At 67.1% G+C, this 13,832-nt stretch carries 7 protein-coding genes; 3 read left to right on the plus strand and 4 right to left on the minus strand.

Annotation, left to right across the window (positions count from 1 at the left end; translation table 11 throughout):
• Window positions 1-49 precede the first annotated feature (49 nt).
• Window positions 50-4,144: a phosphoribosylformylglycinamidine synthase gene (gene purL, locus KHN96_RS08650; RefSeq protein ID WP_062738526.1), complete on the plus strand. Its 4,095-nt coding sequence runs from the start codon at window positions 50-52 to the stop codon at window positions 4,142-4,144.
• 286 nt (window positions 4,145-4,430) lie between these two features.
• On the plus strand, window positions 4,431-8,252 hold the full coding sequence (locus KHN96_RS08655) for an autotransporter domain-containing protein (protein WP_115043907.1): 3,822 nt from the start codon (window positions 4,431-4,433) through the stop codon (window positions 8,250-8,252).
• A gap of 75 nt (window positions 8,253-8,327) precedes the next feature.
• On the opposite strand, the gene KHN96_RS08660 is transcribed toward KHN96_RS08655, so the two are convergent.
• Both KHN96_RS08660 and KHN96_RS08665 read right to left on the minus strand, forming a co-directional pair.
• Window positions 8,328-9,566: a serine hydrolase domain-containing protein gene (locus tag KHN96_RS08660; protein ID WP_238587564.1), complete on the minus strand. Its 1,239-nt coding sequence runs from the start codon at window positions 9,564-9,566 to the stop codon at window positions 8,328-8,330.
• Window positions 9,567-9,636: 70 nt separating this feature from the next.
• Complete coding sequence (locus KHN96_RS08665) at window positions 9,637-10,563, minus strand: LysR family transcriptional regulator (RefSeq protein WP_062738537.1); 927 nt, start codon at window positions 10,561-10,563, stop codon at window positions 9,637-9,639.
• A 131-nt stretch (window positions 10,564-10,694) separates the two neighbouring features.
• Here KHN96_RS08665 and KHN96_RS08670 point away from each other — a divergent pair, with 131 nt between their 5' ends.
• The gene (locus KHN96_RS08670; protein WP_045786887.1) at window positions 10,695-11,459 is read left to right on the plus strand and encodes an SDR family NAD(P)-dependent oxidoreductase; all 765 of its coding nucleotides are present in this window, start codon (window positions 10,695-10,697) and stop codon (window positions 11,457-11,459) included.
• Window positions 11,460-11,666: 207 nt separating this feature from the next.
• Here KHN96_RS08670 and KHN96_RS08675 read toward each other — a convergent pair whose 3' ends face one another.
• Together KHN96_RS08675 and KHN96_RS08680 are read right to left on the minus strand one after the other, a co-directional pair.
• Window positions 11,667-12,503, minus strand: a complete 837-nt coding sequence (locus KHN96_RS08675; RefSeq protein WP_027681397.1) for an ABC transporter permease — start codon at window positions 12,501-12,503, stop codon at window positions 11,667-11,669.
• Window positions 12,504-12,519: 16 nt separating this feature from the next.
• Window positions 12,520-13,788 (minus strand): ABC transporter permease, encoded by a 1,269-nt coding sequence (locus KHN96_RS08680; protein ID WP_062738557.1) that lies wholly within the window; start codon window positions 13,786-13,788, stop codon window positions 12,520-12,522.
• Window positions 13,789-13,832 lie beyond the last annotated feature (44 nt).

Genomic DNA, 13,832 nt, shown 5'->3' on the forward strand with positions numbered 1-13,832 from the left:
GCGCACGCCGGGAAACCTCCTCTTCCTGCTACTGCCTGCCTTGCCCACCATGGCGCATTTCTCGTGCTTCCCCGGCGCTCTCGCGCTGTCCGCCTTCCGCCAGCAACGCCTGCTTTCCACCCTTAAGCGCATCGATCCGGACATCGATGCCGTCAGTGCCCAATACCTGCATTTCGTCGCCGCCGACACGCCGTTGTCGGCCGATGAGGCTGCCCGTGTGCAAGCGCTGCTGACCTACGGTTCGCCCGCCCCGGCCGATGTCGAGGGTGACCGCTTCGTGGTCATCCCGCGCTTCGGCACGATCTCGCCGTGGGCCAGCAAGGCGACGGAAATCGCCCGCCACTGCGCGCTGCCGCAGATCCACCGGATCGAGCGGGGCGTCGAATTCACCGTGACGTGCAGGAAGGGGCTGATCCGCAGCCTGACCGGTACTGCCAGGCACCTGGACGACGCCACCCGCGCCGCCGTCGCCGCACACCTGCACGATCGCATGACCGAAACCGTGGTCGACACGCGCGAGGCCGGCTACGGCCTGTTCGACGTGCTGCCGGCCAAGCCGCTGCGCTTTGTGGACATCGCCGGCGGTCGCCAGGCGCTGGAAGCCGCCAACGTCGAGATGGGCCTGGCCCTCTCCGACGACGAAATCGACTACCTCGTCGATGCTTACCGCAAGCTCGAACGCAACCCGACCGACGTCGAGCTGATGATGTTCGCGCAGGCCAACAGCGAGCACTGCCGCCACAAGATCTTCAACGCCGACTGGACGATCGACGGCGAGCAGCAGGACAAGTCGCTCTTCGCGATGATCCGCAACACGCACCAGCTTGCGCCGCAGGGCACGATCGTCGCGTATTCGGACAACGCCGCCATCATGGAAGGCGGCATGGCCGAGCGCTGGTTCCCGCGCGCAGGCACGGAAGGCGAGACGGGTGTGCCGCAGTACGGCCGCCGCGAAGCCCTCACGCACACGCTGATGAAGGTGGAGACGCACAACCACCCGACAGCCATCTCGCCGTTCCCCGGTGCGTCGACCGGCGCGGGCGGTGAGATCCGCGACGAAGGCGCGACCGGCCGTGGCGCCAAGCCCAAGGCCGGGCTGACGGGCTTCACCGTGTCAAACCTGCTGCTGCCCGACGCCGTGCAGCCGTGGGAAAACGCCCGCGATGCGGCCCAGCCCATGGCGCACCGCAATCCCGATGAAGCGGCACCGGGCCCCGTCGGCAAGCCCGAGCGGATCGCCTCGCCGCTGCAGATCATGATCGAAGGCCCGATCGGCGGCGCTGCGTTCAACAACGAATTCGGCCGGCCCAACCTCGGCGGCTATTTCCGCGTCTATGAGCAGAACGTGGGCGGCACCGTGCGCGGTTATCACAAGCCGATCATGATCGCCGGCGGCATTGGCAACATCGATGCCGGGCACACGCACAAGCATGGCCTGCCTGCCGGCACGCTGCTGGTGCAGCTGGGCGGCCCCGGCATGCGCATCGGCATGGGCGGCGGCGCGGCCAGCTCGATGGCCACCGGCACCAATACCGCCGACCTGGACTTCGACTCCGTCCAGCGCGGCAACCCCGAAATGCAGCGTCGCGCGCAGGAAGTCATCAACGCGTGCTGGGCGCTGGGCGAAGACAACCCGATCCTGTCGATCCACGACGTCGGTGCGGGCGGCATCTCGAACGCCTTCCCGGAACTGGTGGACGGCGCAGACAAGGGCGCACGGTTCGACCTGCGCCAGGTGCATCTGGAAGAATCGGGGCTCTCCCCGGCCGAAATCTGGTGCAACGAATCGCAGGAGCGCTACACGCTGGCCATCGCCCCGGGCGATTTCCCGCGCTTCCAGGCGATGTGCGAGCGCGAGCGCGCGCCATTCTCGGTGGTCGGCTTTGCGACCGACGAACAGCAGCTGCAAGTGGTCGACAGCAGCGCCCCGGCCGACAGCCCCGAGCACTTCCCGGTCAACATGCCGATGGACGTGTTGCTCGGCAAGCCGCCGCGCATGCACCGCGACGTTCGCCGCGTCGCGCAGGAGCTACCAGAAGTCGATGTCACCGGCCTGGACCTGGAAGTCGTCGCACGCGACGTGCTGCGCCATCCGACGGTGGCCAGCAAGTCGTTCCTCATCACCATTGGCGACCGCACCGTCGGTGGCCTGAACACGCGTGACCAGATGGTCGGCCCGTGGCAGGTGCCGGTGGCCGACGTGGCCGTCACGACGCTCGACTACAAGGGTTATGCCGGCGAGGCGATGACGATGGGCGAGCGCACGCCGCTGGCCGTCATCAACGCACCGGCATCGGGCCGCATGGCGATCGGCGAGGCCATCACGAACATCGCGGCCGCACCGATCGATTCGCTCACGCAGCTGAAGCTGTCCGCCAACTGGATGGCCGCCTGCGGCGTGAACGGCGAAGACGCCCGCCTGTACGACACCGTGAAGGCCGTCGGCATGGAGCTGTGCCCGGCGCTCGGCATCAGCATTCCGGTGGGCAAGGATTCGCTGTCGATGCGCACCAAGTGGGAAGACGACGGCGTTGCCAAGGAAGTCGTCGCGCCGGTCTCGCTGATCGTCTCGGCGTTCGCGCCGGTGACGGACGTGCGCAAGACGCTCACGCCGCAGCTCAAGCAGGTCGAATCGGCCAACGCGCCGGCAGACAGCACGCTGATCCTGATCGACCTGGGCCGCGGCAAGAACCGCATGGGCGGCAGCATCCTGGCCCAGGTCACGCAGCAGATCGGCAACAGCGTGCCCGACGTGGACGACGCCGAAGACCTCAAGCGCTTCTTCGCCGCCATCCAGCAACTGAACGCCAGCGGTTCGCTGCTGGCGTACCACGACCGCTCCGACGGCGGCCTGTGGGCAACCGTCTGCGAAATGGCCTTCGCCGGCCACTGCGGTGTGTCGATCAACGTCGACATGCTGACGCTCGACGGCGCGCATGAATCCGACTACGGCGACGCCAAGAACTGGGCGCAGCAGATCTCCGGCCGCCGCGCCGACCTGACGCTGCGCGCGCTGTTTGCCGAAGAACTCGGTGCCGTCATTCAGGTGCCGCTGGCGCAGCGCGATGCCGTCTTCGCGGTGCTGCGCGAGCACGGCCTGGCCGCCTGCAGCCACGTCATCGGCGCACCGAACGCCAACGACCACATCGAGATCTGGCGCGACGCCAGGAAGGTGTTCAGCGCCTCCCGCATCGAACTGCAACGCACCTGGACGGATGTCTCCTGGCGCATCGCCAGCCTGCGCGACAACCCGGAGTGCACGCAGAGCGAATACGACCGCATCCTCGACGCTGAAGACCCGGGCATCTCGCCCAAGCTCACGTTCGACATTGCCGAAGACGTGGCCGCGCCGTTCATCGCCACGGGCGCCCGCCCGCGCATGGCGATCCTGCGCGAGCAGGGCGTGAACTCGCAGATCGAAATGGCCTATGCGATGGACAAGGCCGGTTTCGACACCTACGACGTCCACATGAGCGACCTGCTGGCCGGCCGCACGAACCTCGCCAGCTTCAAGGGCTTCGTCGCCTGCGGCGGTTTCAGCTACGGCGATGTGCTGGGCGCGGGCGAAGGCTGGGCGAAGACGATCCTCTTCAACAGCATGCTTGCCGAGCAGTTCGCGGCTTTCTTCAACCGCACCGATTCGATCGCGCTGGGTGTGTGCAACGGTTGCCAGATGATGGCGAACCTCGCCCCGATCATCCCGGGCGCCGGCGCATGGCCGAAGTTCACGCGCAACCAGTCGGAGCAATACGAAGGCCGCCTGGTGACCGTGCAGGTGGAGGCATCCCCGTCGATCTTCTACGCGGGCATGGAAGGCAGCCGCATCCCCATCGTCGTCGCGCACGGCGAAGGCTATGCCGACTTCTCGCAGCAGGGCGACATCGGCAAGGTGGCCGTGGGCCTGCGCTACGTCGACAACCGTGGCGAAGTCACGCAGACGTATCCGCTGAACCCGAACGGCTCGCCGCAGGGCATTGCGTCGGTGACGACGCACGACGGCCGCTTCACCGTGCTGATGCCGCATCCGGAGCGCGTGTTCCGGGCCGTGCAGATGAGCTGGCATCCGAAGGAATGGGAGACCGCCGGCGACGGCAGCAGCCCGTGGATGCGGATGTTCCGCAACGCGCGGAAGTGGATGGGCTGACCTGTTCTGCCGCAGCAATGCAAAACGCGCCGGGGCCACTCGGCGCGTTTTTTTTGGCCCGTCGCCACGGGTACGCATCCACGCGGCCGGCCTGAGATGGCCGCGGCAATATTCCTTAGGCAAGTGTTATATTGCGCCCGCATGCGCCACGCTCTATCAGCCGAAGAATGCATCCACCCGGCGGCGCACCGGAAAGCGACAACACAAGAACGGGTCAACCGCGCCACGGTCATGCCTCTCCAAGATCAGCGCCGGGCCCATGGGTCTATGCAACGAGGGGATCGACATGAACCGGGTCTATCGGCTGGTCTGGAGCCGCACCTTGCGTGCGCCGCAGGTGGTGTCCGAATGCACAAAGGCGTCGCACGGGGGCGTTGACGCCGGTACCCACACAGCGCATGCGCGTCGGCGCGCTTCGCTCATTTCCATCGGTGTGTCGGTCGGCCTGGCGGGCACGGCGCTCCCAGGCTGGGCCGCCACGTGCTCGCCGACCACGATCGCCAATTGCAGCGCCGCGGGCGGCAACGGCATCCCGGATCGCAGCGGCAACGGCGGCAGCGGCAATGGCGGAGGCGGCGGTTCTTCGACGCTGGGCGGAGGCACTGCCACTGTCCAAGTCCCCGGCGGGCCAACCTCAGGCGGCACGGGTGGCACCGGTGCCACGAACGACAGCGGGCAGGGCGGCGTTGGAGGCTCGCCGGCCGTCGTACTCGCTGGCGATGCCGTGGTCAACGCAAACGCGCAGGGCGGCGCGGGCCAAGCGTACGACGGATTCAACTTTGCAGCCGGTGGGGGTGGCGGCGGTGCGGGCGTGTATTCCACGGGCACCAGCGTCACTGTCAGCAATGGCGCAACTGTGCAGGGCGGCGCGGGCGGAAACGGGGGGGCCGGCACATCGGGGGCCGCTTCCAACGGTGGAGGCGGCGGCGGTGGCGGCGCAGGCCTGGTGATGGTGACGCCGGTCGGCGAAGTGAACAACCAAGGCACGCTGGTTGGTGGCAATGGTGGCAACGGAGGCGGCGGCGGAAACCCGGGTGGCGGTGGAGGCGGCGGCGATGGGTTGCTGACCTTGGGGTCCGGCTCGCAGGTGACCAACATCGGGACGATCGTCGGCGGTGTTGGCGGCGCTGCCGGTGGCGCGGGCAGCACGGCCGGTGCCAGTGGCGCGGGCGTCAACCTGGCCGCCGCGTTCAACGTGCTGACCAACGTCGGCACGATTACCGGCGGCGCGGGCAACGGCGGTGCCGCGGGCGCGGGTGTCATTGCCAACGGCGCCGTCATCGTCAATGGCGGCACGATCAGCGGCGGATTGTCCAGCGACGGCGTGACGCGTGCGGCAGCCATCCAGTTCAACGGGACGAACAACACGCTGCAACTGGTGACGGGTTCCAACATCATCGGCAACCTCGAGGTGGCCGCGGGGGCGGCAGCCAAGATCACTGCCGGCACTGCAGGCCTCTCGCTCTCCAACAACGTCACGCTGGGCGACGCCACGTCGCGCGTCACGCTCGATTCGACCACGACGAACCTCGTGGTGTCAGGCGTCATATCGGGCGCGGGCGGCGTGGGCGTCACCGGCAGTCGAACGATCACGCTGACGGGCGACAACACCTACACCGGCGCGACCACCATCACCACGGGCACGCTGCAGATCGGCAACGGCGGCACCACTGGTTCGGTGGCCGGCAACATCGTCAACAACGGCACACTGGCTTTCAATCGCAGCGACGCGGTGACGTACGCCGGCACCATCAGCGGCGCCGGCAATCTGGTGCAGGCCGGGGCCGGCACGTTGACCCTCTCGGGCACGGCGGGCTATGCCGGCAGCACGACCATCAATGCGGGCACGCTCGCGTTGTCTGGCGCCGGCAGCATCGCGGCTTCGAGCGGCGTGGTGAACAACGGCACGTTTGATATTTCGGGGACGACCTCGGGCGCGACCATCAACGCATTGACCGGCTCCGGCATCGTCGCCCTCGGTGGCCGGACGCTCACGCTTGCGAACGCAGCCGGCACGTTCAGCGGCACGATCGGGGGGACGGGCGGCCTCACGGTCAGCGGTGGCGCGCAAACGCTGTCGGGCGTCAACGGCTTTACCGGCGCAACGACGATCGGCGGCGGCACACTCGCGCTGTCCGGCGCTGGCAGCATCGCGGCCTCCAGCGGCGTGGTGAACAACGGCACCTTCGATATTTCGGGGACGACGTCCGGCGCCACGATCAACGCACTGACGGGTTCGGGCATCGTCGCCCTTGGTGGCAGGTCGCTGACGCTCGCCAACGCAGCCGGCACCTTCAGCGGCGCAATCGGCGGCACGGGCGGCCTCACGTTGAATGGCGGCACGCAAACTCTGTCCGGCGTGAACACCTATGGCGGTGCAACGACGATCAACGCCGGCACGCTGGCGTTGACGGGTGCCGGCCGCCTGGCCTCGGGCACGACCGTCACGCTCACGGGCGCAACGTCGGCACTCGATCTGTCCGCAGGAGCCAGCCAGACGGTCGCCCATCTGTCTGGCGTCGCTGGCAGCCGCGTGGTGCTGAATGGCAGCGCGCTGACGCTGGCCGACGACTCGTCCCAAGCCTTCGGTGGCAGCCTGAGCGGCAACGGATCGTTGATCAAGCAGGGCACGGGCACGCTCACGTTGAACGGTGTCAGCAGCGGCTTCTCTGGGTCGACCACGGTGGCAGGCGGCACGCTGGCCGTCGGCGATGCGGCAAACGCCAGTGCCGTGCTTGGCGGCAATGTCCTGGTGAACGCGCTGGGCACGCTGCGCGGCCACGGCACGGTTTCGGGCGATGTGAGCAGCAGCGGGGTGGTGGCGCCGGGCGGCTCCATCGGCACGCTGTCCGTTGGGGGCAATTACACGCAAGCGTCGGGCGGGACGCTCGCCATCGAGGTCAGCCCGACGGACGCCTCGCAACTGCGCGTGGGCGGTGCCGCGGCGCTCGGCGGGTCGCTTGCCATCGTGTTCGATCCGGGCACCTACACCGCGCGCCGCTACACCGTGCTGAGCGCGGCCAACGGCGTGACGGGCCGCTTCGCCAACGTCAGCACCGCCACGGCCGGCGCCAGCCTCGGCACGCTGCAGACCTCGGTGGACTACGGAACGAATGCGGTCGATCTGCTGCTCGCGGAAGCAACGGCGCCCGGTGCACCCGGCGGCGGGACCGTCGTCGCCCCGACAAAAACCTCCATCTACACGGCGCTTGGCACGACGGCGCTGCTGCAGGCGCAAGGCGCCAACGCCGCGCTGCTCGGCCGGCTGTCCGGGCCGCAAGACGCGCTGGGCGGCGCCACCAACGTCTGGGCTACGGCCAGCGGATCCAGCACGAAGGTGGGCGGCACAGGCAATGCGCCGGGCTTCCTCACGCACGCCTACGGGTTCCTGGCGGGAGCGGAGGGCCGCATGGGCGCGGCCACCGTCGGCGCGGCGGGCGGCTACACGCACACCACGCTCGGCGAGGACACGACCGGCGCATCGGGCGCCATCGACACGTTGCGCGTGGCACTTTACGGCGCGCAGCCGATGGGCGCCATCAACCTGTCGGCCACGGTCGGCTATGGGCTCGATTTCTTCTCGCAGAAGCGGCCGTTCGGCAGCGTGGGCACCGCCGAGGGCGACCATCTCGCGCACGAATTCACGGCTGCCACGCAAGCCAGCTTGCCCCTGGAGATCGGCGGCCTCCGCCTCGCGCCGCACCTGGGCCTGCGCTACGCCTACGTGCGCGGCAGCGGCTTCGGAGAGGACGGCGCCCACGGCCAGAACCTCCAGGTCGGCCCGGACAGCGCGCGCAGCCTCCAGCCGTATGTGGGCGTCACGCTCGACAAGGCCTTCGGAGACGTGCGCCCCGTCAACGTGCAACTTCGCTTGGGCTATGCGCATGAGCTGATGAACGCCGGCCGTGTCGTCCAGGTGCAGAGCCAGGACGGCACCGTGTTCGCGGCCCCGGGCACCGATCTGCCGCGTTCGTTCCTGACGACGGGTGCGAGCGTCACGCTCCAGGCAGCCAAGGCGACCACGGTGTCCTTGGGTGTGGATACCACCATCAATACGAGCCACGTGTCTGCGCAGTCTGCGTACGTGCGGGTCAACCATCGGTTCTAACGGAAGCCGCGTGCTGAAAGAAAAAACGCGCCGACGTGATCTCGGCGCGTTTTTTTACCAGCACCAGCGGAGCGTCTAGCGGCCAAACTTCTCGACAACGCCGCGCCACAACGCATCACGCTCGGCGCCCAGGTGCGCGCCGCTTGCATCGCCCGACGCGTCCTGGCCCACCGCAAGATGGACCATGGTGAGCCCGGATTGCGGGTCCACGTAGATCGCCTGCCCATGGATGCCGAGCAGCACGAATCGCCGTGCTTGTCCCGGCAAAAGCCAGACCTGATAGCCGTAGCCGTAATAGCGGCTGCCGAGATACGTCATCTGCCCCGGGCGAAACGCATCGGGCTGGCGCGCTGCGTCGGTCATGTCGAGCAGGAAGTCGCGCGGCACGACTTGCCGGCCTTGCACCACGCCATCGTTGGCCAGCATCGAGCCGAGGCGCGCGTAGTCCCGCGCCGTTGCATTGAAGCCGCCCTGGGCAAACGCCGATCCGTCGGATTGGCGCAGGAGGTAGGTCGCCTTGCCTTCGGCCCCCATCGGCTTCCATAGCTTGTCGTCAACGAAGTCGCACAGGCTGCGGTGCGTCGCCGCTTGCAGCACGAGCGCCAACACTTCGGTTTGCGCGCCCGCGTAGTTGAAACGCGTGCCCGGCGCATCGGCGCGCTCGTTGACCTGGGCCGCGGCCGCGAGCACGCCTTGCTTTGCTGCCGTCTTGAGAAAACGTGCACGGTCGTCGGTGGGGGTGTAGTCCTCGACGTACTTCGCGCCGGAGGCCATGCGCAGCAGATCGACGATGCGCGTTTCACCGTACAGCGTGCCTGCAAGGTCCGGCACGTACTGGTCAACACGGTCGTCCAGCAAGTGCAGGCTTCCATCCTCCAGCGCCTTGCCGATGGCCAGTGCAACCAGCGTCTTGGCCATCGAGTTGGACAGCATGCGCATGTCGCGCGTGCGGTCGTAGCCGTAATGCTCGGCCAGGATGACGCCGTCCTGAACGATCAGCACAGCGGTCGCGCGCTGATGCTCCATGTAGTCGGCCAGCGTGTAGTCATGGTTGCGGAAGCGATACCGGACATCCGCCTCCTTGTCTGCGATCTTGAGCTGCACCGGTTGGTCGGCCGGCGCCAGTTCGCAAGACGGCGAGATGCGGTCCATGCCGCTGAAGGCCCCCACGATGTACTGGGCCTCGTGGATGCGTGCGGCGCTTGGCGCGAGCGGATAGCCTTGCGCCTTGCCGAGTCGATCTTCATCGGGCGAAGCGACGGCGACGCTGCAGGCGAGCAGCGCGCACATCGCGCAGTGTTGGAGAGCGTTCATTGGCTGGGTCGGGGGTGAGATTGCGGGCGGCGGCAAGCCGTGAGACTACACCGGCCGCAAGGCGGAGCGCCTACGCATTCGTGCCCAGCGGTTCCAGATACGGCTCCAGCAACTCGCTCATCCAGTTCATGAAGACCTGCACCCGAACCGGCAGGTTTCGCCGGTTGGGATACACCAGCGAAACCGGCATCGGCGGCGGCCGGAAGTCGGGCATGACGTCAAGGAGCGTACCGTCCGCAATCGCCGACGACAGCCCCGCGTACACCGGTGCCTGGATCATTCCGAGCCCCGCGCGGCACGCTGCATCGTAGCTCTCGGCCGAGCTGACGGTCACCGCGCCTTTCATCGGCCGGAACGCCGAGCGGCCGTCCACCGTGTATTCCCACCCCGGCGACTTCGTCCCCAGCGTCTGCACGTAATGGACGATGCGATGGTGGTCGAGGTCGTCGAGCGTTTTCGGCATGCCATAGCGCGCGATGTAACTGGGGCTCGCGCAGTTCACCTGATGCAGCTGGCCGAGCGGGCGGGCGATCAGGCTGCTGTCGGCCAGGTTGCCGATGCGCAGGACGCAGTCGAAGCCTTCGCGCACGGGGTCTACGCGGCGGTCGGTGCTGGACAGCTCGATCTCGAGGTCGGGATGCATCTCCAGAAACGCGGGCAGGGCCGGGATGACGATGCGGCGCGCCACGCCCACCGGCATGTCGACGCGCAGCCGGCCGCGCAGCGCCTGCGGGCTCTGGCGGAACATGGTCTGCAGTTCGTCCATGTCGGCCAGCAGATCCTGGCAGCGCTCGTAGAACGTCTGGCCGTCCTGCGTGAGCTGCACCTTGCGGGTGGTCCGGTGCAGCAGGCGCGTGCCGAGCATCGTCTCCAGCTGCTGCACCGCCACCGAGGCGGCCGGCTTGGGAATGCTCAAGGCTTCTGCCGCGCGCGTGAAGCTGGCAAGTTCAGCCACGCGCACAAAAACCTGCATGGCTTCGAGTTGGTTGGTGGACATGGCGGGCGGGCTAATTGTTATCTGTGAGCAAACACAGCGATAGGATAAGCGAGATTTATTCTTTGTTTGTCGCCCAATACCATGCTCTCACGGTGTTCGACAGCCATCCCAAACCCAACCGGAGAGCAAACATGACACAGACCCACACCCCCATTGCGATCGTCACCGGCGGTAGCCGCGGCCTTGGCAAGAACATGGTGCAGAAGCTGGCCCAGCGCGGCACCGACGTGATCTTCACCTACCGCACCAACCGAGCGGAAGCCGATGCCCTCGTCGCTGAACTGACTGCCCAGGGCCGCCGCGCCGCCGCCTTGCAGCTGGACGTCGGCAAGATCGCCACGTTCCCGGCTTTTGCCGAGGCCGTGCGCGGCGTGCTGGCGCAGTGGAAGGCCGAGCGCTTCGATTACCTCGTCAACAACGCCGGCGTTGGCGTGCATGCCACGGTGGCCGAAACCACCGAAGCGCAGTTCGACGAACTGATGAACGTGCATTTCAAGGGCGTGTTCTTCCTCACGCAGATCCTGCTGCCACTCATGGCGGACGGCGGGCGCATCGTGAATATCTCGTCGGGGCTGGCGCGCTTTGCGCTGCCGGGCTACGGCGCGTATGCGGCAATGAAGGGCGCGGTGGAGGTGCTGACGCGCTATCTAGCGAAGGAACTCGGCCCGCGCGGCATTGCCGTGAACGTGGTGGCGCCGGGCGCCATCGAGACGGACTTTGGCGGCGGTGCGGTGCGCGACAACGCGAGCCTCAATGCGATGGTGGCGTCCAATACGGCACTGGGGCGCGCTGGCCTGCCGGACGATATTGGCGGCGTGGTGGCCTCGTTGCTGTCGCCGGATAACCGGTGGATCAATGCGCAGCGGATTGAGGCGTCGGGCGGGATGTTCCTGTAAGCAGCGGCAGACCGCGACACTTGGCGGTCTGCCGTCCCGCTGTCGAGCTCTGAGCTCGGGGCGCCGAGGAAATAGATCTGCGTGTTGCGTTCGGAATTTGGAACTGGTGGCTTGATGGGTTGGCGCGGCGGCGCTGCGCTTGTTTCTCCCCCTGCCGGGGCTGAAACAAGGGATGCACCACAAGAAACAACCCAAACCCAACAACCCTTACGCCACCGCCTTAGCCGCAGCCCGCCCCCGCAGCCATTCAAACGTCAACAGCAGACACGTCGAAAACACAATCAGAATCGTCGCCAGCGCCGCAATCGTCGGCGAGATGTTTTCGCGAATCCCGGTAAACATCTGGCGCGGCAGCGTCACCTGATCGGCCCCCGCCAGGAAGAGCGTCACCACCACTTCGTCAAACGACGTGGCAAACGCAAACAGCGCGCCGGAAATCACGCCCGGTGCGATGACGGGCAGCGTAATGCGGAAGAACGTCATGACCGGGTTGGCACCCAGCGACAGGCTCGCCCGCACGAGGTTGTGATTGAAGCCCTGCAGCGTCGCCAGTACTGTCGTCACCACAAACGGCACGCCCAGCGCCGCATGCGCGAGGATCAGCCCGATATACGTGTTGGCCAGGCCCAGCGGGGCAAAGAACAGGTACATGCCGACGCCTACGACGACCACTGGCACGATCATCGGCGACACCAGCACCGCCATCAGCAGGCCCTTGCCGCGGAAGTCCGCCTTGTTCAGCCCGATGGCGGCCAGGGTGCCGAGCACCGTTGCGACGATCGTGGCGGCGGGCGCGACGATGAAGCTGTTCTTGGCCGCCATGCGCCATTCATCCGACGTGACGAGGTTCTGATACCAGCGCAGCGAATAGCTTGGAATCGGATACGACAGGAACGTGCTCGACGAGAACGACAGCGGCACGATCACCAGCACCGGCAGCACGAGGTACAGCAGGGTCAGCACGGCCAGGCCGCGCAGTGCGAAGTACCACAGGCGCTCGATGAGGGAGGTGTGCGGGGCGAACATCGGTTTGGCGAGTTTCATGTTCGATGGGCTCCGTTCAACCAACGCGGACCTTGGGCCGCGTGAAGCGTCCATACACGGCGTACAGCACCAGCGTGGCCAGCAACAGCAGCGCACCCAGCGCGCATGCCATGCCCCAGTTGATCGTGACGTTGGTGAAGTACGCCACGTAGTAGCTGACCATCTGGTCGTTTGGCCCGCCCAGCAGCGCGGGGGTGATGTAGTAGCCGAGCGCCAGGATGAACACCAGCAGCGCACCGGCGCCGATGCCCGGATACGTCTGCGGCACATACACGCGCCAGAAGGCGGCAAACGGATGGCTGCCCAGCGACACGGCCGCGCGCTGGTACGTCGGCGGGATCGACTTCATCACGCTGTAGAGCGGCAGGATCATGAACGGCAGCAGGATGTGCGTCATCGAGATGTACACGCCCACGCGGTTGAACAGCAGCGCCAGCGGCTCCTTGATGATGCCGAGGTCGATCAGGCCGTGGTTGATCAGGCCTTCGGTCTGCAGCAGCACGATCCACGCCGCCACGCGCACGAGGATGGACGTCCAGAACGGGATCAGCACCATCACCATGACGAGGTTGGCGCGGCGCTCCGGCAGCGAGGCGATCCAGTACGACAGCGGATAGCCCAGCAGCAGTGCGAACAGCGTCACCATCGCGCTGATGACGAAGGTGCGCACGAACACCGTCACGTAGATCTGCTCGTCGGGGTCGGTGGCTTCGATGTGGCCGAAGGCGTCTTGCCGGTGGTCCAGCGCGGCCAGCAGGTAGAACGGCGACGTGCGGCTGCTGTTCTTGGCAATGGCCTGCCAATACGCGACATCGCCCCAGCGCTCGTCGACTTCAAGCAGCTTGGCGCGGGTCTGGCTGGGCGTGAGCGTCGATGCCTTGCCCTGGTCATCGGCCAGCGGCATGGCGCGCGCGGTCTTGGCCACCAGCGAGCGGAAGCCTGAAATTTCTGTGTTGAGGCGGCGGGCCAGTGCGCCCATCGCTTCGCCTTCGCTCACGGTCGTGAGGTCGGCGGCGAGCGCGGCGTAGGCGGCGTCGGTCGGCGGGCTCTTGCGGTCCCAGCCCTTCAGGGCGACGACGGTTTTGGGCAGCGCGTCGGCCACCTCGGGGTTCTGCACGGCGCGTGTGAGCAGGGCGCCGATCGGCACGACAAAGATCAGCAGCAGGAAGATCGCGAGCGGCGCCACCAGCGCCAGCGCCATGGCACGCCTGCGCGCCTCAGCGCTCTTCAATTCGCGTTTGAGTTTGGCCGTCGATTCCGGAACCGATTCAGCCGCGATCGTCATGGTCTTCAATGCTGCCTCGCCATCGCTACGGGAATTCGTCCGGC

The sequence above is a fragment of the Ralstonia mannitolilytica genome (assembly GCF_905397375.1).
Lineage (GTDB): Bacteria > Pseudomonadota > Gammaproteobacteria > Burkholderiales > Burkholderiaceae > Ralstonia > Ralstonia mannitolilytica.